At 69.9% G+C, this 21,815-nt stretch carries 18 protein-coding genes; 8 read left to right on the top strand and 10 right to left on the bottom strand.

Translation table 11 applies throughout. The features are described 5' to 3' along the window. Window positions 1-18: 18 nt before the first annotated feature. Window positions 19-408 (top strand): VOC family protein, encoded by a 390-nt coding sequence (locus tag WBK31_RS29075; protein WP_406673475.1) that lies wholly within the window; start codon window positions 19-21, stop codon window positions 406-408. A gap of 48 nt (window positions 409-456) precedes the next feature. Here WBK31_RS29075 and WBK31_RS29070 read toward each other — a convergent pair whose 3' ends face one another. Next, window positions 457-1,248: an SDR family oxidoreductase gene (locus tag WBK31_RS29070; protein WP_364060652.1), complete on the bottom strand. Its 792-nt coding sequence runs from the start codon at window positions 1,246-1,248 to the stop codon at window positions 457-459. Between the two features lie 98 nt (window positions 1,249-1,346). Here WBK31_RS29070 and WBK31_RS29065 point away from each other — a divergent pair, with 98 nt between their 5' ends. The 3 genes from WBK31_RS29065 (at window position 1,347) to WBK31_RS29055 (ending at window position 5,153) form a co-directional block, all read left to right on the top strand. Then, on the top strand, window positions 1,347-2,912 hold the full coding sequence (locus WBK31_RS29065; protein ID WP_406673474.1) for a DUF4434 domain-containing protein: 1,566 nt from the start codon (window positions 1,347-1,349) through the stop codon (window positions 2,910-2,912). Between the two features lie 391 nt (window positions 2,913-3,303). Further along, the gene (locus WBK31_RS29060; RefSeq protein ID WP_364060658.1) at window positions 3,304-3,600 is read left to right on the top strand and encodes a hypothetical protein; all 297 of its coding nucleotides are present in this window, start codon (window positions 3,304-3,306) and stop codon (window positions 3,598-3,600) included. Continuing rightward, window positions 3,600-5,153, top strand: a complete 1,554-nt coding sequence (locus tag WBK31_RS29055) for a DUF6745 domain-containing protein (RefSeq protein ID WP_406673473.1) — start codon at window positions 3,600-3,602, stop codon at window positions 5,151-5,153. Before WBK31_RS29060 ends, WBK31_RS29055 begins: the two co-directional genes overlap by 1 nt. A gap of 663 nt (window positions 5,154-5,816) precedes the next feature. On the opposite strand, the gene WBK31_RS29050 is transcribed toward WBK31_RS29055, so the two are convergent. From WBK31_RS29050 to WBK31_RS29010, 9 genes are all read right to left on the bottom strand, one after another. Next, the gene (locus WBK31_RS29050; RefSeq protein ID WP_406673472.1) at window positions 5,817-6,740 is read right to left on the bottom strand and encodes an STM4011 family radical SAM protein; all 924 of its coding nucleotides are present in this window, start codon (window positions 6,738-6,740) and stop codon (window positions 5,817-5,819) included. Then, window positions 6,734-8,011 (bottom strand): STM4012 family radical SAM protein, encoded by a 1,278-nt coding sequence (locus WBK31_RS29045; protein WP_364060667.1) that lies wholly within the window; start codon window positions 8,009-8,011, stop codon window positions 6,734-6,736. Before WBK31_RS29045 ends, WBK31_RS29050 begins: the two co-directional genes overlap by 7 nt. After that, the gene (locus WBK31_RS29040; RefSeq protein ID WP_406675537.1) at window positions 7,998-8,792 is read right to left on the bottom strand and encodes an STM4013/SEN3800 family hydrolase; all 795 of its coding nucleotides are present in this window, start codon (window positions 8,790-8,792) and stop codon (window positions 7,998-8,000) included. Before WBK31_RS29040 ends, WBK31_RS29045 begins: the two co-directional genes overlap by 14 nt. Before the next feature lie 19 nt (window positions 8,793-8,811). Beyond that, entirely contained in the window at window positions 8,812-10,815 is a 2,004-nt protein-coding gene (locus WBK31_RS29035) for an STM4014 family protein (protein ID WP_406673471.1), read from the bottom strand. Between the two features lie 7 nt (window positions 10,816-10,822). Then, window positions 10,823-11,788 carry an STM4015 family protein gene (locus tag WBK31_RS29030; RefSeq protein WP_364060676.1) on the bottom strand — a complete coding sequence of 322 codons (966 nt, stop codon included), beginning with the start codon at window positions 11,786-11,788 and terminating at the stop codon, window positions 10,823-10,825. Between the two features lie 70 nt (window positions 11,789-11,858). Continuing rightward, entirely contained in the window at window positions 11,859-13,226 is a 1,368-nt protein-coding gene (locus WBK31_RS29025) for a cellulase family glycosylhydrolase (RefSeq protein ID WP_364060679.1), read from the bottom strand. Between the two features lie 8 nt (window positions 13,227-13,234). Then, entirely contained in the window at window positions 13,235-14,080 is an 846-nt protein-coding gene (locus WBK31_RS29020) for a carbohydrate ABC transporter permease (protein ID WP_364060682.1), read from the bottom strand. Further along, window positions 14,077-15,036 (bottom strand): carbohydrate ABC transporter permease, encoded by a 960-nt coding sequence (locus WBK31_RS29015; protein ID WP_406673470.1) that lies wholly within the window; start codon window positions 15,034-15,036, stop codon window positions 14,077-14,079. Before WBK31_RS29015 ends, WBK31_RS29020 begins: the two co-directional genes overlap by 4 nt. Further along, window positions 15,033-16,316, bottom strand: a complete 1,284-nt coding sequence (locus tag WBK31_RS29010; protein WP_378786705.1) for an extracellular solute-binding protein — start codon at window positions 16,314-16,316, stop codon at window positions 15,033-15,035. The genes WBK31_RS29015 and WBK31_RS29010 overlap by 4 nt, the downstream gene beginning before the upstream one ends. 147 nt (window positions 16,317-16,463) lie before the next feature. On the opposite strand from WBK31_RS29010, the gene WBK31_RS29005 reads away from it, so the two are divergent. The 4 genes from WBK31_RS29005 (at window position 16,464) to WBK31_RS28990 (ending at window position 21,753) form a co-directional block, all read left to right on the top strand. After that, the gene (locus WBK31_RS29005) at window positions 16,464-17,480 is read left to right on the top strand and encodes a LacI family DNA-binding transcriptional regulator (RefSeq protein ID WP_364060691.1); all 1,017 of its coding nucleotides are present in this window, start codon (window positions 16,464-16,466) and stop codon (window positions 17,478-17,480) included. Between the two features lie 282 nt (window positions 17,481-17,762). Next, window positions 17,763-18,506 carry a maleylpyruvate isomerase family mycothiol-dependent enzyme gene (locus tag WBK31_RS29000; protein WP_406673469.1) on the top strand — a complete coding sequence of 248 codons (744 nt, stop codon included), beginning with the start codon at window positions 17,763-17,765 and terminating at the stop codon, window positions 18,504-18,506. A gap of 174 nt (window positions 18,507-18,680) precedes the next feature. After that, complete coding sequence (locus WBK31_RS28995) at window positions 18,681-19,037, top strand: nucleotide pyrophosphohydrolase (protein ID WP_364060697.1); 357 nt, start codon at window positions 18,681-18,683, stop codon at window positions 19,035-19,037. 307 nt (window positions 19,038-19,344) lie between these two features. Continuing rightward, window positions 19,345-21,753: an ABC transporter substrate-binding protein gene (locus WBK31_RS28990; protein WP_364060700.1), complete on the top strand. Its 2,409-nt coding sequence runs from the start codon at window positions 19,345-19,347 to the stop codon at window positions 21,751-21,753. Window positions 21,754-21,815 lie beyond the last annotated feature (62 nt).

The raw sequence follows: 21,815 nt of genomic DNA, 5'->3' as shown, positions 1-21,815 counted from the left end.
TTGGCTTGGAGGCTTTCCATGGACGCTCTCTACCCCCGGCTCCTCGTGCGCGACTTCCCGAAGAGCCCCGCCTTCTACCAGGGCGTGCTGCGCGACCTGCTCGGCGTCGAGCCGGTCAAGGTGCTGCCCGGCTACGCCAACTGGGACATCGCCGGAGAGGCCGGCCTGGTCCTGTTCGACCACGCCCAGCTCGGCATCCCTCCGGCGTCGCCGTCCCAGGAGGGCGGCGCGGACCGGGCGATGCTGGTCATGAAGGTGGACGACGTGGAGAAGGCGGCCGCGATCCTGGAACGGCACGGCGCCACCATGGCCGCCCCGCCCCAGGACCGTCCCGCGTGGGGGCCCACGCTGCGCACCGCGCACCTGCGCGACCCGGAGGGCACCCTCATCGAGCTCCAGTCGTACTGACCCGAGCCCGTCACGGGGACCCAGCCGCTTATGGGCGGGCGGAGTCTCTTACGGGAGGATCGAGTCCACGTAGCCGCCGTCCACCCGCACCGCCGCGCCCGTCGTGGCCGAGGCGAGCGGCGAACTGAGATAGACCACCAGGTTCGCGATCTCCTCAGGCTCGATCAGGCGCTGCAGCAGCGACTGCGGCCGGTGCAGCCGCATGAACTCGCGCTGCGCCTCCTCCCACGGCAGGTCGCGGTCCACGAGCTGGTAGACGAAGTCCGCCACACCGCCGGTGTGCGTCGGGCCCGCGATGACCGAGTTGACCGTGACGCCGCTGCCCGCCGCCTCCTTGGCGAAGCCGCGGGAGACGGCCAGCAGCGCCGTCTTCGACATGCCGTAATGGATCATCTCGGCCGGGATGACGATGGCGGAGTCGCTGGCGATGTACTGGATGCGGCCCCAGCCCCGCTCCTTCATCGCGGGCAGATAGGCCCGGGTGAGCCGGACCGCGGCCAGCACGTTGACCTCGAAGTACCGCCGCCACTCGGCGTCGTCGATCTCCAGCGGCGGCTTGGCGCCGAAGATGCCGAGGTTGTTGATGAGGATGTCGACGTCCGGCAGTGTCCGTACGACCTGCTCGCTGCCCTCCTCCGTGGCGACGTCGCCGGGCGCGGCGACCAGGTCGTACTGCTGTCCCCCGTTGATGCGTTCGATGGCCGCCGTGACCGAGCCCTCGCTGCGGCCGTTGATCCCCACCCGGGCCCCGGCCCGCGCGAGCCCGGTGGCGATGGCGGCGCCGATGCCCTGGGTCGAGCCGGTCACGAGGGCGGTCTTGCCTGTGAGATCGATGCGCACGATGTTCTCACCCCCTGCCCGCCATTGTCGATGATCGCCCGGGACTGCCCGCATCCGGGGGCCGCTGCGTAGTCTGGAGTGGGCGTGAGGGGGTGTGGGTGCACCGGATCCTGTGGCTGGTGGTGGCGGCCGCCTTCGTGGCGAGCCTGGTGGTGCCCGAGACCGAATCACCGGCGACGGACGACGGATGCCCGCCGCGCGACCTGCGGGTCCCCGCCCTCTACGCGGTGACCGGCTACTGGGTGATCCCGCGCGCCGACCCGTGCGTCGCCCGCCGCATGGTCGAGGCCGTCCACTCCATCGGCGGCGACACCCTGATCACGTTCGGGCCCCGGTTCGCGGCCGGCCGTCCCGGCCCCGACTTCGCCGCCTGCCAGGTGGACGGGCGGCCGTGCGCCGAGCCGCCCGGCGCGCGGGTGCGGCGCGTCTACACGTACGTCACCAGCGAGGAGTTCGGCGACGGCATGCTGCGCTGCCCCGGGATCGACCGGCGCGTCGAGGTCGAGGGGCGCGTCTTCTACCGCCTGTCGCTGGCCGAGTCGTGTGCCGCCCGCGAGCACGACCTGGTGCTGGTCTCGACTGACGGTGACGGGATCGGTCATCTGATCCGGGAGGCGACCGCGTACGGGATGACCGTCTTCCCCGGACTGCCCGCCGCGCCCCAGCGCCCCGGCAAGCCGTGGGAGCCCGACCTCGCCCACACCGCCGCGCTCAACGCCTTCACCGCGCGGGTGCTCGCCGACTACCGGGCGCGGTTCGGCTCGCTGGCGGCGTTCGGTGGGGTGTACCAGTCGTTCGAGCTGGCCGCGCGGGCCCGGTCCGCGCGCGATCCGATCATCTCCCTGTACGCCGCCCAGCACGCCGTGGTCGCCGACGCCCTGCCGGGCAAGAAGATCGTCGTCAGCCCGTACATCGACGCGCGACGGGGGCGCGGGTTCCCGCCGTCGCAGGTGCCTGCGGGCATCGAGGACATCGCGGGCACCCGGGCCGGGCTGCCCATGGCCATCGCCGTCCAGGACGGGCGCGGCACCGGCAAGGTGCCCGTCCACGGCCCGCACGAGGCCGGCGCCGCCGTTGCCGCCCGGCTCGAGCCGGTCGTCGGCGCGGTGACCAACTCGGAGGCGTACTACGGGTCCACCGCCGACTACGTCGAGGCCGCCGCCCGGCGGGTGCCCGACGGGGTCGAGCTGTGGGTGAACATCGAAGGCTTCGAACCCACGCCCGTCCCGGGGGAGTGCGGCCGGGTGGACCCGCTGCCGCTGCGCGGGCGCACCACCAAGGCCCGGCTCGACCAGCAGATCATGGCGGCGGGCCCGCATCCTTCGAAGATCATTTCGTACGGTTGGGACCCGTTCTTCACCTGCCAAGCTCGCCATGACACGCCCTCCCTGGCCGACGACATCGCGGCAGGGTGGCGGCAGCCGATCATCGTGGCGGCGTACAGGAAGGAGCTGAACGGGCGGGTCGGCGTACAGGTCGAGGGCTACAACCTGCGCGGCGGCACTCTGGATTTCGGTGGGACGCGGGTGAAGCAGGAGTGGTACGGCCGCACTTCCCGTCTGGAGTCCGCCTGGGCGCCGTTCGTCCCCACGTCCCCTTGGGTCCCGATCACCGCCACGAACGAGGCGGGGGAGTCGAGCACGAGCCCGTACGTGATGCGCTGACCTCTCAACGGGGTGCACTGGTTCTCGGAGGCCGTCGGCCGGGGTTGCGGCGGGAGGCCGTCGGCCGGGGTTGCGGCGTGTATCGGCTCCCGGAGGCTGCGAGCCGCCGCTGCGGCCTGCGCTGTTCCCGCGCCGCACGCTATTCCCGCGCCGTGCGCTGCTCCTGCGCCGCGCGTTGGCAGGAGGGGTTGCCCCGCCCCACGCCGTGGGTTCCACGCTGAGCGCTGCCCCTGCGTCGTGCGCTACCCCCGGCCACCGATCCTTCCGCCGTCCTGAGCCCTCGCGCAAGCCCTGGTCCGATGCCCTTGCCCGAACCCGAGCTTTCGGGCCCCGGATTTGTCGGTGGCGGTCGCTAGCTTTCGATCATCCCCCGATCGATGGAGGTTGGTCGATGTACCGACAGGGCGACATTCTGCTCGTGCCCGTTCCCGAGGAGTCCGCGCCCACCACGTTGCGTCCCGAGCCGCGTGACGCGCGCGGGCGGATGGTGCTGGCGTACGGCGAGGCCACCGGACACGCGCACGCCATCGCAGGGCCCGGCACGCTGTCTCAGGGTTTCCTCCACCTGCCGGAGGGAGGGCGGCTCGTCCACGAGGAGCACGCGGCGATCGTGCTGCCCAAGGGCTGGTACCGCGTCGTCAGGCAGCGCGAATACGTGCCGGGCTCCTACCAGGTGGTGGCCGACTGATGGCCACGCCGACATGGGAGCAGGTCGCGCTGGCCACCGGGCCCGGCGAGGGGGCCGAGGCGGCGGTGCGCCAGGCGTACAAGGAGGCGGGCCTGCCCGAGCCCGAGCTGGTCCTGATGTTGCCGTCTCCGGCGGCGGGAGCGGTCGTGGCGGCCTGGCTGACGGGTGACGAGCAGGCGCGCGCGGCACTGGCCGAGGCGGGGCTCGCGCCGGAAAGTCCTGCGGGGGCCTTTCCGGCGCCGGAGCTGCCCGGCCTGCTCGGGGACGCCGGTCCCGGGCGTTCGGTGCGCGATGACCTTCGCACCAAGCCGTGGGAGCGCGCCAGGGCGGCGGCGTACGCCGAGCTCGGGCCCGTCGGCTGGGCCGAGCACTGGGCCGAGACGGGCGGCAGGCTCTGGCCGCAGGCCGAACGCCTGATCAGCGACCTTCGGCGAGCGATCGGCCGGCTGGGTGACGACCCGTCCAGCTCGGTGGGGGAGCGGGGCGCCCCGCAGGAGACGCCGAGCGACCGGTCCAGGGGCGGCCGCGACGTCGGCGCGGTGCTCCGCGAGGCCACCCTCGACGCCGTACTCGGCCAGCACGACGCCCCGTGGCTGTTCACCTTCGACACCCTCGACGCCATTCGTTACGGCCTCGCCGCACCTGACGGAAGCGCCGGTAAGGGGAGCCGCGACGGCCTCGCCGGCCTCGCCGGGCTCGCTCGTCCCGGCGATCCGAGTGAGGGTGATGGGTTCGGCAAGCCGGGCGTCCGAGACCACCGGAACGGCGGTGACGGGTTCGGCCGGCCGGGCGCCCGAGACCACCGAGATGGCGGTGACGGGTTCGGCGGGCCGGGCACCCGCGACAGCCGGGATGGTGGTGAGGGGCTCGCTGGCCGCGACGGGCTCAGCAGGCTCGGTGGCCGGGATGAGCGTGGCGGACCTAGCGAGCCGGGGCCGGGCGCCGGAGAGGGCCGGGATGGCTCTGACGGGCTCGACGAGCGTGGCGGTCCTGCGGGCCTTGACGACATCCCGGATCTTGACGGGCTCATGCGGGTGGCCGAGCAGGCGGGGTGGTGGTGGCCGTACGAGCGGGTGGCCATCGTCACCGAGCGTCCCGTTGAGCTGCACCTCGACGACCTCGGCCGGCTGCACCGCGCCGACGGGCCCGCCATGGCCTACGCCGACGGGTTCGCCCTGCACGCCTGGCACGGCATGCCCGTACCGGCCGGCTTCGGCGCCGTGATGAGCGATCTCACGGTCGAGCGCATCCGCGCCGAGCGCAACGCCGAGCTGCGCCGCGTCATGCTGGAACACTTCGGCTTCGAGCGCTATCTCGCCGAGTCCGACGCCAAGCGGATCCACTCCGACGAGACCGGCACGCTGTGGCGAGTCGATCTGCCGGGCGACGAGCCGCTGACCATGGTGGAGGTGGTCAACTCCACGCCCGAGCCCGACGGCACCCGCCGCACCTACTTCCTGCGCGTGCCCCCGTGGATTCAGCGTGCCAAGCAGGGCGTGGCCTGGACCTTCGGCCTGGCCGAAAACGAGTACGACCCCCAACGCGAAACCTGAGCCGTTGCCGCGGCTGCCGCGAGACCGGCCCACACGCCGTCCCTGCTACGCGGCCCTGGCCCGGCCCACGCCGCCGGCCCGGCCAGGCTGACGCCGCTGTCTCGGTTCGCCCTCCGCCGCCCCGGCCGGGCTTGCGCTGTCCTGGCCAGGCCCGGCTCGCGCTGCCTCCTCTCGGCCCACGCCGCTGCTTCGGTCCGGCCGCGCTGGTCCCGGTGGTGGCAGTCCTGCTCGTGCTGGTCCGCGCGTGGGTCCGTCCGTGCGGGTCCAGCCCGCGACGGATCACTCGCAGATGCGCAGCGCGTGGCGGTCCTACCTGCCCCGGGTTCGCATGTGGCGGTCCTGCCCGCCCCGGGCCCGCATGTGGTGGCCCGCCCGAGCCGGCCTTGCCTCCATCGGTCGTGCCTGTGGAGGTGCTGCGCGTGGTGGCTTTGCCTGCGCCGGCCACGGGCTCAGGTCCTGGGGTGTGGGTGCACATCGGGAACGGGGTGCTGGAACCGCTACGAGTGCCTTGGCGCGCGTGGTGATGAGCGTCTGCCGGACGGGAGTCCTGGCCTGGCGGGCGTCCGGGTCTTGGGGAGGCGGGGTGTGGGGCCGGATCGTTGAGCGGGACGTCGCCGGCGGCGAGCGTCCATGCCCGAGTCGCGGGCGAGGGGCGGTTCGCGGTCAGCGGAGGGGTCCTGGGGCAGGTTCACCGCTGCTGGAGCAGGGGTGTTGCGGTGCAGGGGTGGCGGTGGGGTGACTCCGTGCGGCCGGTGGTGTGCCCCAGGCGTGGGGGATGCGTTCCAAGATGCCGCCGGCGAAGACGTCGTACAGGCCCAAAGGCTCAAGGTGGACGTAGCCGATGTGGCAGTCGCACGCGGTGGCGGGGCAGGGGCGGGGGCGGAGGGCGGCGCGGTACGAGCCGTCGTACAGGTTCCCCAAGACCTCCGGGATGAAGTGGCAGCGGCGTACGGTCCCGTCGCCGTAGACCGAGATCACGGTGTTGCCGGTGCGGCAGGGCAGGCCGGCGCTGGCGTGCGGGAAGCGGCTGTAGGGGAAGAGGGGGTCGATGGCCGTCCACTCGGCGGCCTCGTCGTCGGTGTAGAGGCGGCCTTCCTCGGCGTTGACCCACAGGTACGTCTCGGGCGGCAGGTCGGCGCGCAGCCGCCGGGCGTGCGGCAGGTGGGCCGGGTCGCCGACGATGCCCACGCTGTGGCGGACCGGCAGGGAGCGTACCTTGGCCAGGAACCGCTCATAGGGAACCTGGGTCGGGTGGTACGTCACCCACAGCGCGGCCCGCTCGGACGCCTCGGCCAGCCACTCGGTACGGCAGCTCAGATTCGTCTGAATGGCCACCTTGGCGACATGAGGCAGCCAGGACAGCTCGACGAGGGCCCGCCGGTACCACGACCTGACGAGCCCCTCGCCCCACGGCGTGAACAGGATCGACAGCTCCTCGTCCTGCGCGGCGGCCCAGGCGGTGAAGCGTTCGAGCGCGGCCCGGTCGGCGCGCAGCTGCTCGGGCGTGTCGCGGCGCTTGGCGAACGGGCAGTAGGCGCAGTCGTAGTCGCAGCTCGCGAGCGGGCCGCGATAGAGGATGGTCAGCATGGCCGGTAGGACTCCATGAGGGCCCGCACGCGGGGCGAGAACAGGGCGGGTCCGATGGCGTCGGAGCGGGCGAGCCCTTCTGGGGTGAGTGTGATGGTCTCGTCGGTGATCGTCAGGTAGGGGGCGAACGCGTCGAGCGGGAAGTCGTCGAGCACGTCGGTGCCGAAGCGGGAGGCGTACAGGGAACGCGACATGCCCTCGGCGCGCAGCAGCGACTGGATGAGGTGGCGCCGCTTGCGCTCGTCGTCGTCGAGGACGAAGCCGACGTTGGCGACGTCGAAGTCGTCCCTGGCGATGTAGTCGTCGATGATCGCGCGGACGTGCCGGGCCTCGACGGCGTACTCGAAGGAGTAGTGCAGGCCGCTGGTGTACGAGCGGGCGCCGCAGCCGAGGCCGACCATGCCGTCGGTCTGGCAGCAGTAGCCGGTGCCTGACTCGATGCCGGGCAGGCGGAACATACGCATCGAGACCTGCTCGTATCCGGCGGCCAGCAGGTGGTCGCGGCCCGCCCGGTACAGCTCGAGCCGCTGGTCGTCCCAGGCCCGCCCCTGCTTGCCGAGCCCGGTCAGCGGCCGGACGTAGAGCGGGTAGAGGTAGATCTCCTCGGGCCGCCAGCCGAGCGCCGTGTCGAGCGAATAGCGCCACGAGCGCGGCGTCTGCCCGTCGATGCCGTAGATGAGGTCGATGTTCAGCACCGGCACTCCGGAGGCCCTGATGGCGTCGAGCGCGGCGTCCACCTCGGCGCGTTTCTGCGGTCGTACGGCCGAGCGCGCCTCCTCCGGCACGAAGCTCTGCACGCCGATCGAGATGCGCGAGGCGCCGCGTTCGGTCAGCACCGACAGGCGGTCGGGGGTGGCGGTGGCGGGCGAGGTCTCGACGGACAGCGGGATGCGCGTGAGATCGACGCCCATCGTCTGCTCGGTGATGTCGAACAGGCGGGTCAGCTCGCGGGCGCTGAGGTAGGTGGGGGTGCCGCCGCCGAAGGCCGCCGTGGTGAACGCCGTCTCCTCCAGGGCGTCGCGGACCTGCCCGGCCTGGCGTTCGAGCGCGTCGAGGTAGGCGGTGACCAGCTCCTCGGGGGCGCCGGTGCGGGTGAACAGGTTGCAGAAGCCGCAGCGCATCTCGCAGAACGGGATGTGCACGTAGAGGGCGCCAGGCCGCTCACCGGCCCAGACCTCCTCAAGGTGCGGGCGCGGATCGAGAGGGCGGTAGGCGGTCTTGTGGGGATAGGCGTAGACGTAGCCCTGATAAGGGCCCTCATACGGCCGCATGGTTCTCCAGGACAAAGTGGGTGTAGGGGACGGCCCAGACCACCTCGTGGCCGATCCGGTGGCCGGTGTGGCCGTCCTCGCCGTACGCGGTGCCGTGGTCGGAGCACACGATGGCCAGGCACGGACGGCGACGGCGGCGCATGAGGTCATAGAGGCGGCCGATGTGCCGGTCGACGTAGCGCAGGGCGGCGGCGTGGCTGTCGATGGAGTCCTCGCGGGCGCCCGGCAGGTAGAAGTGGTTGGGCTGGTGCAGCGCCGAGACGTTGAGGAAGAGCATGACCAGGCCGGGCACGCGGTCGAGCACCTCGGCGGCGCGGTCGATCTGGCGCTCCAGCGAGGCGGGGTTGGTGACGCCGAACTCCGGCTCCCAGTGGCTCTCGCGGAACAGGCCGGGCAGCGCCGACCCTAGCGGGGTCAGCTTGTTGAAGAAGCCCACGCCGCCGATGCAGACGGTGTGGTAGCCGGCCCGTGCCAAGCCGGTGGGCAGGTCGGGCGCGTCGAACACCCACGTGCCGGGCGCGGTCGTCTCGCTGCCGGGGAACGTGGCCGCGAACAGCCGGGGATGAGGCCCGGGAGTGACCGGGGTGGGCAGGAACCCGGCGAACATGGCGGCGTGGGCGGCGTAGGTGAAGCTGCCGGGGCTGTGCCGGCGCTCCCAGCGCACGCCGGGCGGCAGCAGATTGGGCAGCAGCCCGGCCTCGGCCTGCGCGGCGGCGACGTCGTAGCGCAGGGTGTCAAGGGTGATCATGAGCAGGTCGTGGGTGCCCACGATGGTGTTCATGTCGAGGCTCGTGTCGAGGTCAGAACCGGCCACTCAGCACCGCCTCGACCTGTTCGGCATAGGTGTCACGCCCATGTCCTAAAAAGTCCCCCAGTCTCGGGAGGAGGTCGCCGAAGGCGTTGACCTCCGCCACCGCCACCGACCGCCAGTCGGCCCCCACCATCACGTCGACGCCCGTGGTCAGGCTGCCAGGGAAGCACCGGGCCACCGCGGTGCACACCTCCAGCACCCGCTCCCACAGCCCGGCCCGGCGGCGTACGACGTCGAGGTCGCCGCGCGCGCCCCCGAGATGCAGGTTGGTCATGGGGACGCGGCTGGTCCGCACGACGGCGTGGGTGGGAGTGCCCGCCACCGTCACCACCCGCAGGTCGAACGCCCGCCCGCCGGTCATCGCCTTGGGAAACCACCGCTCGACGTGCAGCCCGTCAGGAGCCAGCACGTCGACCAGCCGGCGCACCTCCGCCTCCTCGGTGATGGTCCTGACCCGCAGCGAGTTGCACAGCACGCCGCCGATCCAGACGGCCGAGGTGACCGCGCGGACCTGGCCCGCGTGGGTCTGGAAGGCGATCACGCCGGACGCCGACGAGCCGTGGGCGGGCTTGACGAACACCCTGGCCCAGCCCCGCCGCGCCATCTCCGCGCGCAGCTCGTCGTACGAGCGGGTCTCGAACGCCTCGGGCACCGGCACCCCGGCCGCCGCCAGCACCGCGTGGCAGCGCCGCTTGTCGAACATCACCTTGATCTCTTCGACGTCGCCGAGCAGCCGCACGCCCGGGATCGCCGCCACCCGGTCGAGCCCGGCGCTGAACGTCTTGTGCCAGGTCGCGCCGCCCCCGACCCGCGCCGGGTCACCGGGGCCGCGCAGCAGCTCGTCGGCCCGCGCGTCCTCGCCGGGAGAGTCGATGCGCAGCAGCGCGCCATCGGGCGCGCCGATCTCCCGCCCGGCGAGCACGTCGTGCCAGGGCACGACGCAGGGCTCGGCGAGCCCGCGCGCCACTACGGCGTCGCGGAACAGCGTGACCCGCCGGTCTCCCGGCGTGCCGACCACGGCGAAGCGCACCGTCACTCCCACTCCGCGATGTAGGGGGTGCCGTCGCCGGGCAGGTCGGGCGCCCGGGTCAGCTCGATGGTCACGCCGGGCAGCGCCTTGCGCACCCGTTCGGCCATGGGCTCGCTGAGGAAGTGATGGTGCAGGTCGAGCACCCGCAGGTGGGTCAGCGGCTGCCCGAACGAGCAGCGCCTCCATGCCGCGGTCGGTGAGCGTGCCCCGGCCGAGGCTGAGCTCCTCCAGCCCGGCCACCACGGGCGCGGTGGCCATGGCGGCGGCGATGTCGTCCTGGTATTCGCTGTTGCGCAGGCCGAGCCGCTTGAGCGCGGGCAGGCGCGAGCCGGACAGCACCCCGTCGAGGTCGGCGAGGGTGTTGTCGCCGTGGTAGGCCGCGGTGCCGAGCCACAGCTCCAGGTGCTCAAGCGCGGGGAACGAGCTCGCGCCCACGGCCCTGACCACGACGCCGGGCAGGCCGCCGGTCTCGAACCGCAGCACCTTGAGATGGTCGTGAACGACGGGCTGCATCACCAGCCCCTCCGAGCCGCGCACCTCCAGCCGCTCCAGCAGCGGATACGCCTCCAGGACCGGCGTGATGTCGCCGTGCCCGATCCACGACAGCTCCCACATCTCGGTGGGCATGAACCCGAGGAAGACCGCGCGCAGCGCGGGCAGCCGGTCGGCGTAGCGGGCCAGCCCCTCAGGCGCCTGGGCCACGCTGTAGCCGGAGACCGCCAGGGCCCGCACGCGCTCGGGCCCGACGTGGCCGAGCAGCTCGTCGAGCCCGTTGGGCAGGACGCTCCCGCTCCCGTGGAGGTCGTCGAAGTCGGTGACCTCCCAGGCGACCCGCTCGGGAGGCTCGCAGAGCGCCGCGTCGAACGGCTTGACCGGCAGGCCGGCGAAGTGTTCGCCGCCGTAGATGTCGGGGTCGGCGAGGAAGGTGGCCCCCGGGTCGGTGACGGCCGGCTCGTGGGTCATGCCGGCCTCACTCGCTCACCGCGACGTACTGCCAGTAGTCCTCGGGGTCGGCGGGCTCGCCGAGCAGGACCTCGACGCCCGGCAGCGCCGCCGTCACGCGGGCGGCCATGGCCTCGCCGAGGTAGTGGTGGCGCAGGTCGAGCCGGCGCAGGTGGGTGAGCGGCTGGCCGCTGAGCAGGGCCGCCGCGCCGTCGTCGCCGAGCGAGCCCATCGACAGGCTCAGCGTCTCCAGCCGGGCCACGACCGGGGCGGCCGCCACCGCACCGGCCAGCTCATCGGCGTACGGGCAGTTCTGCAGGCCGAGGTAGCGCAGCGCGGGCAGCCGCGCGCCGGAGAGTATGCCGGCGACGTCGTCGACCGTGGAGTCGCCGCCGTAATCGTCGATGCCGAACCAGAGCTCCAGGTGTTCCAGAGCGGGCAGGTCGGAGTCGCCGACCCCGCGGACGACCGTGGCGGGCAGGCCGCCGGTCTCGAACCTGAGCACGCGCAGCGACTCGTGGCGCACCGGGGGGAAGCGCAGCTCCGACCCGCCGCGCACCTCCAGCCGCTCCAGCCGGGGGAAGGCCGTCAGCAGCGGCGTGACGTCGGACTGCTGGATCCAGGAGATCTCCGACTGCTCGGGCGAGATCGCACCGAGGAAGATCGAGCGCAGCTCGGGCAGCCGGCCCGCGTTGTCGGCGAGCAGCTTGACGATCTGCTCGGAGCTCTGGTCGGCGTTCTCCTCCCACTCGCCGATCACGATCGCCTTGACCTTCGCCGTGTCGGCGTGGTCGAAGAACCAGCCGAGGACCTCCATGATGTCGTCGGGGACCTCTTCGCTCCACTCGCTCGCCTGGAGCTTCCAGGCGACCGCCCCCGGATCCGGGGGTGGCGACTTCACCAGGCTCTCCTCGGACAGCACGGAGTACACGGGGAGCCCGGCGTAGAAGTCGTCATAAGTGTCGTCGTGGCTGGGTTGGTCGTCGAAGAGCACGGATGATCCTCGGATGTCGGGGGTTACAGCGGCTCCTGTTCTACTAGATCCGCCCGACAAATCCGGGGTCTCAGCCCTGGAGGTTCGCCGACAGCAATTCCAGCAGGGGCTCGCGGCGTACGCAGTGCTCCAGCAGGAACGAGTCGGCCAGCTCGATCAGCTCGTCGTCGCCGAGCCCGCGGAAGCGCTCGGCGTACTCCGGCAGCATCGCCTGGGCCAGCAGGATGTGCCTGATCAGGTCGTCGGTCTGGTAGCGGGCGCCCCACGGGTAGGGATCCCAGTCGGGGAACTCGGTCTCGACCAGCGCGTGCAGCGGGGCGAGCGCGTCCGCGCACTCCTCCATCGTGGAGCCCCAGCGGTCCACGCCGAGCCGCCGCTTCTTGGCGATGACCTCGCCGAACCGGTCCAGGTACGCCCCCGTCGCGTGTACCAGGCCCTGCAGGCCGACGTCCTTGTACGTCCACAGCGACCAGCCCGCGTCCTGCTCGTCGTAGATCGAAAGCTGGTCGCGCAGGATCTGGTAGCGCTGCTCGTCCACGGCGGGGTCGCCGGTGTAGACGGGCCCGAACTCGCCCACCCACAGCGGCGTGCCGGTCTCCCGCTGGAAGCTTGAGCGCTTGGCGAACGTGCGCTCCAGCTCGTCGCGGTCGCACCACTCGCCGCGCGTGTAGCCGGGGTACGGGCCTCCATGCGCGAACCCGGCCAGCGCGTAGTCGTGCATGACGAAGACCGTGTTCTCGTACACCTCCCGAAATATCGAGAAGTCGGTGGAGTAGCGGTTGCCGTCCAGGAACAGCACATGGTGCGGATCCGTCGCCCTGATCGCCTTCACCAGCCGGTCGTAGAACGGCCCGATCACCTTCCCCGACACGTCGGCCGGCTCGTTGGCCGGGTTGTATCCGGCGACCCACGGGTGGTCGCGGTAGTGGTCGGCGATCACCTCCCACAGGTGCACCGCCCGGTCCTGGAAGTGCCGGTGCTGCCAGAACGCGGCGACGTGGGTGGGATTGTCGCTGTGCCAGTGCTGGTTCTGCGCGCCGGGCAGCGCGTGCAGGTCGATCACGCTGTAGATGCCGCGTTCGCCCAGCATGTCGATGACCCGGTCGAGGTGCCGGAAGCCGCGCGGGTCGATCTCCATCGGCCGGTCGTCGGACTCCCAGTGGCGGTAGTTGACCGGGATGCGCACGCAGTTCATGCCCAGCCCGGCCAGCAGGTCGGCGTCCTTCTCGGTGAAGAACGAGGTCAGCAGCCGTTCGAAGAACAGCTCCGCCCGCTCGTCGCCCAGCACGGCGCGCACGGCCTCGCGCATGGCGGACTCGTTGGCCGGATAGCCGGTGATGAAGTTCTCCATGTTCATCCAGCCGCCGAGGCCGACCCCGCGCAGCCGTACCGGCGTGCCGTCCTCGGTGACCAGACGGGTCCCTGACACGTGCAGCATGGACTCACTCACCCCTTCGTCGCGCCGGCGGTGAGCCCACCGACAAGGTGTCGTTCCGCGATGGCGTAGAAAGCGAGCGCGGGCACCATGGCCAGGATCAGGTAGGCCAGGATGCGCGCGGTGTCGGAGGCGTACTGTCCCTGGAACTGCTGGATGCCGAGCGGCAGCGTCCAGCTCGTCTCGTCGCTGAACACCACCAGCGGGAGCATGAAGTTGTTCCAGCTCCCCACGATGGCCAGCACGGAGACGGTGGCGATGGCGGGCTTGGCCATCGGCAGCAGGATGCGCCAGAAGAACCCGAACGGCGAGCACCCGTCGAGCGTGGCGGCCTCCTCGATCTCGCCGGGGATGCTGCGGAAGAAGCCGCGCAGGATGATGATCGTCAGCGGCAGCCCGAAGGCCGCCTGCGTGAGGATCACACCCATGGGGTTGTCCAGCAGCCCCAGCGTGCGCAGCAGCACGAAGATCGGCAGGATCGCCACCGCGAACGGGAACATCAGCCCGGCCGTGAAGAGCGTGAAGAACAGCTCCCTGCCGCGGAAGGCGAACCGGGCGAAGACGAACGCGGCCAGCGCTGACAGCGCCACCGTCAGCACGGTCGTGGCGACCGCGATGAACGTGCTGTTCCACATCTGCCGCCAGAAGGACAGCGAGCCGAGCACGTCGGTGTAGTTGGCGGTGATCCACGTCGCGGGCAGCCCGAACGGGTTCTCCGACAGCTCGCTGTTGTCCTTGAAGCCGCCGAGCAGCGCGTACACGACCGGGGCGACCATGAAGGCGCCCACGATCACCGCGATCACGTGCAGCGGCAGCGTGTTGCGCCGCCTCTTGAGCGGCTTTGTCCTGCTGCTCATCGCCTGTCTCCCATCGAGGTGGTCGCGCCCTCAAGGTCGCGGCGCATCACGAAACGCTGGTAGAGGAGGGCGAAGACGAGGCTGAGCGCGAACATCACGACGCTGATCGCGCTGGCGTAGCCGACCTGGGAGCGCTTGAAGCCCCACTCCATCATGGTGACCGCCATCGTCTCCGACGAGTGCGAGGGCCCGCCGCCCGTCAGGATCCAGACCAGGTCGAAGAGCTGGATCGTGTAGATGACCGACAGGAAGACGCTGATCCGGATCGTCGGGCCGAGCAGCGGCAGCGTCACGTACCTGAACGTTTTCCAGCCCGTCGCCCCGTCGATCTGGGCGGCCTCGATCAGCTCGTTCGGGATGTTCTGCCGCCCCGCCAGGTAGATCATCATGTGGAAGCCGAAGTACTTCCAGGTCATGACCAGGAACAGCGACGGCATCACGGTGTCGGGGTCGGCCAGCCACTCCGACTCCAGGCCGACCAGCGAGAGGATCTGGTTCGCCATGCCGGAGCCGGGCGAGAGGATCAGCGAGAACAGCACGCCCGTGATGACCTCGCTGAGCACGTACGGGGCGAAGAACACCACCCGGTAGAGCGTCCTGCCGCGGATGCGCTGGTTCAGCAGCATGGCGATGGCCAGCGAGAACGGCAGCTGGATGCAGATCGAGAACAGCACCAGGACCAGCAGGTGCCACAGGTCCTGGGCGAAGATCTCGCTGGTGAAGAGACGGGTGAAGTTGTCCAGGCCGATGAAGTCGGTCGGCAGGCCGCCGAAGCCGTTCCACTTGAAGGCGCTGGAGTAGACGGCCACCAGCATGGGGGCCACGACCAGCAGCAGGAACAGCACCAGCGCGGGGAGCAGGAACAGCACGATGCTGATCCACCGGCCACGTCGCTTCGTCGCAGGGGCGGGGGCCGGAAGCTTGACCGCCTCCGGCCCTCTCGTGAGCGTCGTCATCCTTCGCTCTTGGCCACTTCGGTGATTTCGGCGCCGACCTGTTCCGGTGTCTTCGTCCCGGCGAACAGCTCGGCGACGCTGTCGTTCACCTGCGCGCCGACCGCGGGCGGGTAGGCCTGGTCCAGGTAGAGCTGGTAGCCGCTGGCGCTCGCCAGCGACTCCGCGACCTCCTTGAGGTTCGGGTCCTTGACCGCGCTCTCCTCGCCCTTGAGCACCGGCAGCACGCCGCCGGCCTCCACGGCCTCGGAGTGCTTGTCCATCTGGGTCATGAACTTGACGAACTCGACGGCCTCCTTCGGCGCGTCCGCGCCCACGGCCAGCCCGCCGCCGCCGCCGAACGCGTCGTCGATCGAGCCCTTGCCGCCCTCGACCGCGGGGAACTTGAAGAAGCCGAGGTCGTCGCCGAGGCCCTTGCCCGCGTCGTTCTGCGTGGCGGGCGCCCACTGGCCCATCAGCTCCATGGCGGCCTTGCCGTTGCTGACCAGCGCGGCCTGGCCGTCGGGCGACGAGTACGCCGCGTTGAGGAAGCCCTTCTGGAACGGCTGCAGGTCGGCCAGCGCCTTCACCTGCCGGCCCGCCTCGATGAAGTCGGGCTTGGTGAAGTCGTGATCGGTCTCGGCCTGCTTGAGCGCCTCCAGGCCGCCGATGCGCAGCGCGAGGTAGGCCCAGTAGTAGTGGCCCGGCCACTTCTCCTTGCCCGCCAGGGCGATCGGGATGGTCCCGGACGCCTTGAGCTTCTTGACGTCCTCAAGGAACGCCGACCAGGTCGTGGGCGGCTCGTCGATGCCCGCCTGCTTGAAGAGTTTCTTGTTGTACCAGAAGCCCACCAGGCCGATGTCGGTCGGCAGACCGTACGTCTTGCCGTCCACCTGGTACGCGCTCAGCGAGGCGGGCGTGAAGTTCGGCAGCACGTCGGCGACGTCCTGCGAGATGTCCTTGACCAGGCCGGCGTCGATCTGCTGCTTGAGCACGCCGCCGCCCCAGGTGGCGAAGATGTCGGGCGCCTTGCCCGACTGCGTGATCGTGGTGAGCTTGGCCTTGTAGGCCTCGTTCTCCAGGACCGTCGCCTTGATCGTGACATGCGGGTTCGCGGCCATGAACTCCTTGGCGCGCTTGTCCCACAGCGTCTTGAGCGGATCCGCCGTCGACAGGTGCCACCACTCGAGCGTCACCTTCTGGGGAGCGCCGCCTTCTTCTTGAGGAGCGGACTCCCCACCACCACCGCCACTGCAACCGGCCACGAGCACGGCGGTTGCGAGTATCACCAGACTGCGTTTCATGGGGTTCCTTCCTCAGCTGGCGTATTGAAACTTTCGTGAACCCCCCGATAGTTTCGTTGCCGTGATCGTAGGTAAACGCCACGTAAAGCGTCAACACCTGCCGTGTGAGCGATCCCAAACCGAAACTTTCGGATACACTCCCGATTTGTGTCAGCAGCGAAGAGGCGGGTCACGATCGCACTGATCGCCCAAGAGGCCGGCGTATCCATCCCCACGGTCTCAAAGGTCATCAACGGGCGTCCGGAGGTCGCTCCGGCGACCCGCCACCGCGTCGAACGCCTGCTCCAAGAGCACGGCTACCAGCGGCGCATCAGCCAGGACGACACCCCGGCCGGCCTGGTCGACCTCGTCTTCGCCGAGATCGAGTCGCCCTGGGCCATGGAGATCGTGCGCGGAGCCGAGAGCGCCGCACACGACGCCGGTGCCAGCGTCGTCATCTCCGTCCTGCACACCCATGCGGGCCCCGGCCGCGACTGGCTCGAACGCCTGGCCGCGCGGCGGACCGACGGCGTCGTCATCGTCGCCTCCCGCCTGTCCACCGGCATCCAGGCCCAGCTCAGTGCCCGCTCGCTGCCGTTCGCGGTGGTCGATCCCGAAGGCGAGCCCGCGCCCGGTGTCGTCTCCGTCGGCGCCACCAACTGGAACGGCGGCCTCGCCGCCACCCGCCACCTCATCGAGCTCGGCCACCGCCGCATCGGCATGATCAGCGGCCCGGCCGACATGCTGTGCAGCCAGGCCCGCATCGACGGCTACCGCGCCGCGCTGGAAACCGCCGGGCTGCCCGTCGTGCCCGAGCTCATCCGGCGCGGCACCTTCCTCGTCGAGTCCGGCCACGACGAGGGCCACGCCCTGCTGTCCCTGCCCGAGCCGCCCACCGCCATCTTCGCCGCCAGCGATTTGATGGCCTTCGGCGTCTTCGAGGCGGCCCGCCAGCGCGGCCTGCGCGTTCCCGAAGACCTCAGCGTCGTCGGCTTCGACGACCTGCCCCTGGCCAAGTCCGCCTGGCCGCCGCTCACCACCGTCCGCCAGCCGCTCCAGGAGATGGCCGCGCTGGCCACCAAGACGGTGCTGGCGATGGGGCACGGGGAGGTGCCGGAGACCAAGCGGGTGGAGCTCGCCACGGAGCTGATCGTCAGGGAGAGCACGGCCCGCTACGAAGGCTGATCCGCGGGGGCGGCGGCCGGCCGCGCCTGTTCACGGGCGCGAGCCGGCGGTGCTGAGCCGTGGCCTGCTGTGAGGCGTACGGCGGCGAGCCGCGGTTCACACGAACCCGCACTGACATGGCGAGGCGTGGTTGGCACGGGCTCGCCTGACGTGGCGAGGCGCGGTTCACGCGAACCTGCTCAGAGGGCGAGGCGCGGTTCAGGCGAGCGTGCCCGAAGTGGCGAACCGCAAAAAATTCGGCATGTGGTGGCGCGCCAATCGAATGCGTGTTTGAATCACGAGATGGAATTCACCCGCTACCTTCAGCTGCTCGACGCCGACTGCGACCGCCTGCGGGCGGCCGCCGTGCGCGACCTCGCCGCCCCCGTGCCGTCCTGTCCAGGCTGGACGGCGTCCGACCTGCTCTTCCACGTGGGGGAGGTGTTCCTGCACAAGGTCGAGGCGATGCGGCTGAACGGCTGGCCCGACCCTTGGCCTCCGGAGCCCGACCCCGACGAGCCCGCCGGCGACTTCGACCGCGGCCTGCGAGAGCTGCGGGCCGAGTTCGCCGCGCGCAAGCCCGAGGACGCGAGCTTCACCTGGTACGCGCCGGACCGGACGGTCGGCTTCTGGATCCGCAGGATGGCGCTGGAGACCGTCGTCCATCGGGTGGACGCCGAGCTGGCGGCGGGAGTGCCGATCACGCCGATCCCCGACGACCTGGCGCTCGACGGCATCGACGAGGTGCTGGTGGCGTTCCTGGCCTATGTCGCCGCCACCTGGCCCGACGAGCTGGGCGAAGCGCTCACGGCCGCCGATGGCAGGGCGGTGGCGATCGAGGCGGGCGGCCGGCGCTGGACGGTCCGCATGGCGCCGTCGGGCATCGACATCTCCGACGACGCCGAGGCGCACGCCGTGGTGTCGGGGCCCGCGCAGGAGACGCTGCTGTGGCTGTGGGGCCGCGGGGACGACGCGGCGCTGAAAGTTTCAGGCGACGAGGAGGCCGTGAGGCGGCTGCGCGTGCTGCTGAAGGCCGCGACGCAGTAGGGCTGCGGGCCGGGCCGGGCGGCCCGGGCGACGGCGGCGGAAACGGTTCTTCGCGGCAGGCCCGTACGCGGTGATCTCGCTCACGGCCGCGTCCGGACGGGTGCGCAGGCCGCTTATCGTGCCGCCGTTCACGCCTCGGCGACGCGCAGGTACGGCTCGGTAGGGTCCTGAGACGTGACGAGCGAGTTGGAGTGCCTGGCCGCGCGGCTGCGCGAGTTCGCGCGGGTCAGAGACTGGGAGCAGTTCCACACGCCGAAGAACCTGGCAATGGCGCTGGCCGGCGAGGTGGGGGAGCTGGTGGCGGAGTTCCAGTGGCTGACCGCCGAGGAGTCGGCGCGCCCCGACCCTGAGACGCTGGCCCGCATCCGCAAGGAGCTGGGGGACGTCACGCTCTACCTGGTGCGGCTGGCCGACGTGCTGGGTGTCGATCTGATGGCGGCGGCGCACGCCAAGCTGGAGGACAACGATCGCCGGTACGACGCCGAGCGTTACCGGGGTTCGGCGAAAAAGGCCCCGCCGAGCGAAAAGTGATCTTTCGAGGCGATCAACAAACCCTACCAAACTGGACAAGCGTTCCAAGTATCTGAAAACGGCATAAAATTCATAAATATACGACTTAATCTCATAAGTGAACGCTTGTGGACAAGCCTCAGAGTTGATTGCCGGTTTTTGTCCATGTGGCAGCGCGATCCGAGTACCCTCTGCTGCACCGAGTCGTGCAGGCGGGCATCAATGGGGAGGATTGATCACGCATGCCGAGTACCTCTGCATACCAGTTGATAATCAACACTGCGCGACGTCCCTCCATATTCGCGAGAGAGGGGGTAGGCCGATCTTGGTGTTCACCGGGCCGGCAGCTGATAAGGCGATTGATGATGTGAAGCTGCTCAACCGGTGGGCGCAGTGCACTGTCATAGAGGTCAACCTGGACGCCGACAAGAAGCCGGACGTGAAGGCAATCATCGACGGCCTGAGCTCTAGCCTGGCGCGATGGGTCCCCGGCACGCTGCTTCCGCCTCCTCGTTTCCCGCGAACCGACTTCATCCTCTGGGCCTTGCGGGACGAAAAATCGGCAGACGGCGGCCGGCAACGGTTCTTTGCCTGGCGAAGGAAAAAGAAGTCCAAGGGCCAGGAGCTGCAACGCTGGGCTGATTATATCGGCAGGACCGTGACGACCTGGCTGCCGGCCTCAGGGCTTGCGGCTTTCGGGCTGCAACAGTTCATGGACGGTGTCAATTTGGTCCTCTGGTCGGTCAGCCCGATTGTCGCCGTCAGCGTCGCGTTGCTGCATGCGGTGCTCTTGATTCGTGGCAAAATCTCTTGCCGCTGGTTCTATCATGCGCCATATTTGCAGCGTGCTGAAGGAGATAGACTCGCCGACTATGCAGGTTTTCTCAGGATGGCGGCCGAGCCGCAGCTTGAGCGGCTGCTCGTCGCCGCATTCCTAGAGGACCTTCGCCAAGCTTACCGGCGGCACCCCTTCGGGTGGTCGTGGCCTGGCTGGGGGCGGCACACCTATCCCGTGGTGGGCATCAAGAACGCCGAGCCCGGCACGCCGGAGCGCCGGTTCATGGAACTGGTCGAGGAGGTCAGGGTCGATACCGGGCAGCGCAGTCCGCTACTGCTGGTCGTCTCCACGTCGACGGCACCGAATCCACGTCGCCCTCTTGTCAGAGCCGATAACGGCAAGAATGATTCCAGTAAAGGTAAGACGAAAAAGTCGGGGGATCCCTACGGCAAGTGGCAAGAGGCCATGCGCCGACTTCAGCCGAGCCCGTATCTCATATACACCCCGAGAACGCTCGGCGACAGCGGCGGCGGCAACGCGCTGGTGAAGCTACGTCCGCTAAGGGCGATGGGCTTCTGGGCGTTCGTGTTCGCGCTGGTGGCCGCTCCGGTGACGGCGGTCACGGTGGAAACCTTCGGATGCGGTTCTGAACTGCGTCAAGTCGATGAACAGTGCGTCGGTCTCGGCTCGCTGGACCAGATAGAGCCGCATGAGATGGTGCAACCGGTGGCGCACAAGATCGAGCAGCAGAACGCCGCGATCCCCTTCGGCTCGAAGATCATCAAGATCGCGTATTTCGGTCCACTGACCACGAAGCCCAATGCCCAGTTCAAAGACGGTCAGATGGCGGCGGTCGCCGGCGAACTGGCCGGCGTCGGCGCCTATCAAGCGGACTTCAACAAAGGCAAATCCGACTGGAAGATCAAGGTGCTGTTCGCCAATACCGGTCAGGATTTCGTCGGTGCGAAGGAAGCGGCCACCGGGATCGCGAGATTCGCCAGAGACGATCAGTCGTTGGCGGCCGTCGTCGGATTCGCCTGGAGTCGCGATGAGGTGAAGAGTGCGGTGGCGGAGCTGACGAAGGCGGACATTCCGATGGTCAGCACGGTGACCACCGTCGACCAGATCGCGGGTGAGGGGAAGAAGCGATCGCCGTACTTCTATCGCCTCGCGGTTGTGGACAGCATGCAGGTGAAAGCCACCGTGCACTGGCTCGAGCGGATCGGGCTCGACCCGAAGGTGGGCAAGAAGCCCGAGGTGGCCGTCATCTGGCAACGAGAGGACAACGAGCTCTACAGCCAGGATCTGCGAAACCTGTTCCTCAGTGAGTATCGGGGGAAGAAGACGGCCTTCGAGTTCTCCGATGACGCCTCGCTCGATGACGCGATCCGGACCGCGTGCCGGTCCAATGCCAAGGTGCTTTACTACACCGGCAGAGCCGACTTCCTGGACACCGTCAAGCGCTCATGGGGCGCCTCGTGCGAGAGCCGGGGCGTCCGGTTGCTGGCGTCCGACGACGTCACCGGGCGCATCGCCAACGAGGTGCACCGCGACGGCGCGAAGCACAGCGTCACCATGTCGTTCGTGTCCCTCACCGACGCCAGGGGCTCCTCGGCCAATCAGAACCAGGTGCAGCTGCGGCAGTGGGCGGACAAGGTCACACGCAACTACTCGTTCGTACACGCCGCGTTCGGCTGGGATGCCGTCGAGGCCGTCATGACGGCGTTCAACACCTACCGCAACCAAAGTCCTGACGCCCTCGACATACGCAGCGGTGTGCACTACAACCTGCGTGGCCTGGATTTCGACGGGGCCTCGGGCAAGGTGACCTTCTCCTCTCACCTCACCGAGCACGACGCCCAGGGGCGCACCGTATGGCTCATGAGCGTTGAGGCGGGCCAGCCGATCCGGGCGGTGCGCGAATGCCGCGTCACCAGCACGAGCCCCTCCTGCGGCTAGCCACGGGACACCGCGGGCTCTCTGCGACGTTCAATGCCCGGGGCAGAAGGCTTCGGACTCGG

This window comes from Nonomuraea sp. N2-4H, from assembly GCF_045291505.1.
GTDB lineage: Bacteria > Actinomycetota > Actinomycetes > Streptosporangiales > Streptosporangiaceae > Nonomuraea > Nonomuraea fastidiosa.
This window is presented reverse-complemented; position numbering and strand designations above follow the sequence as displayed.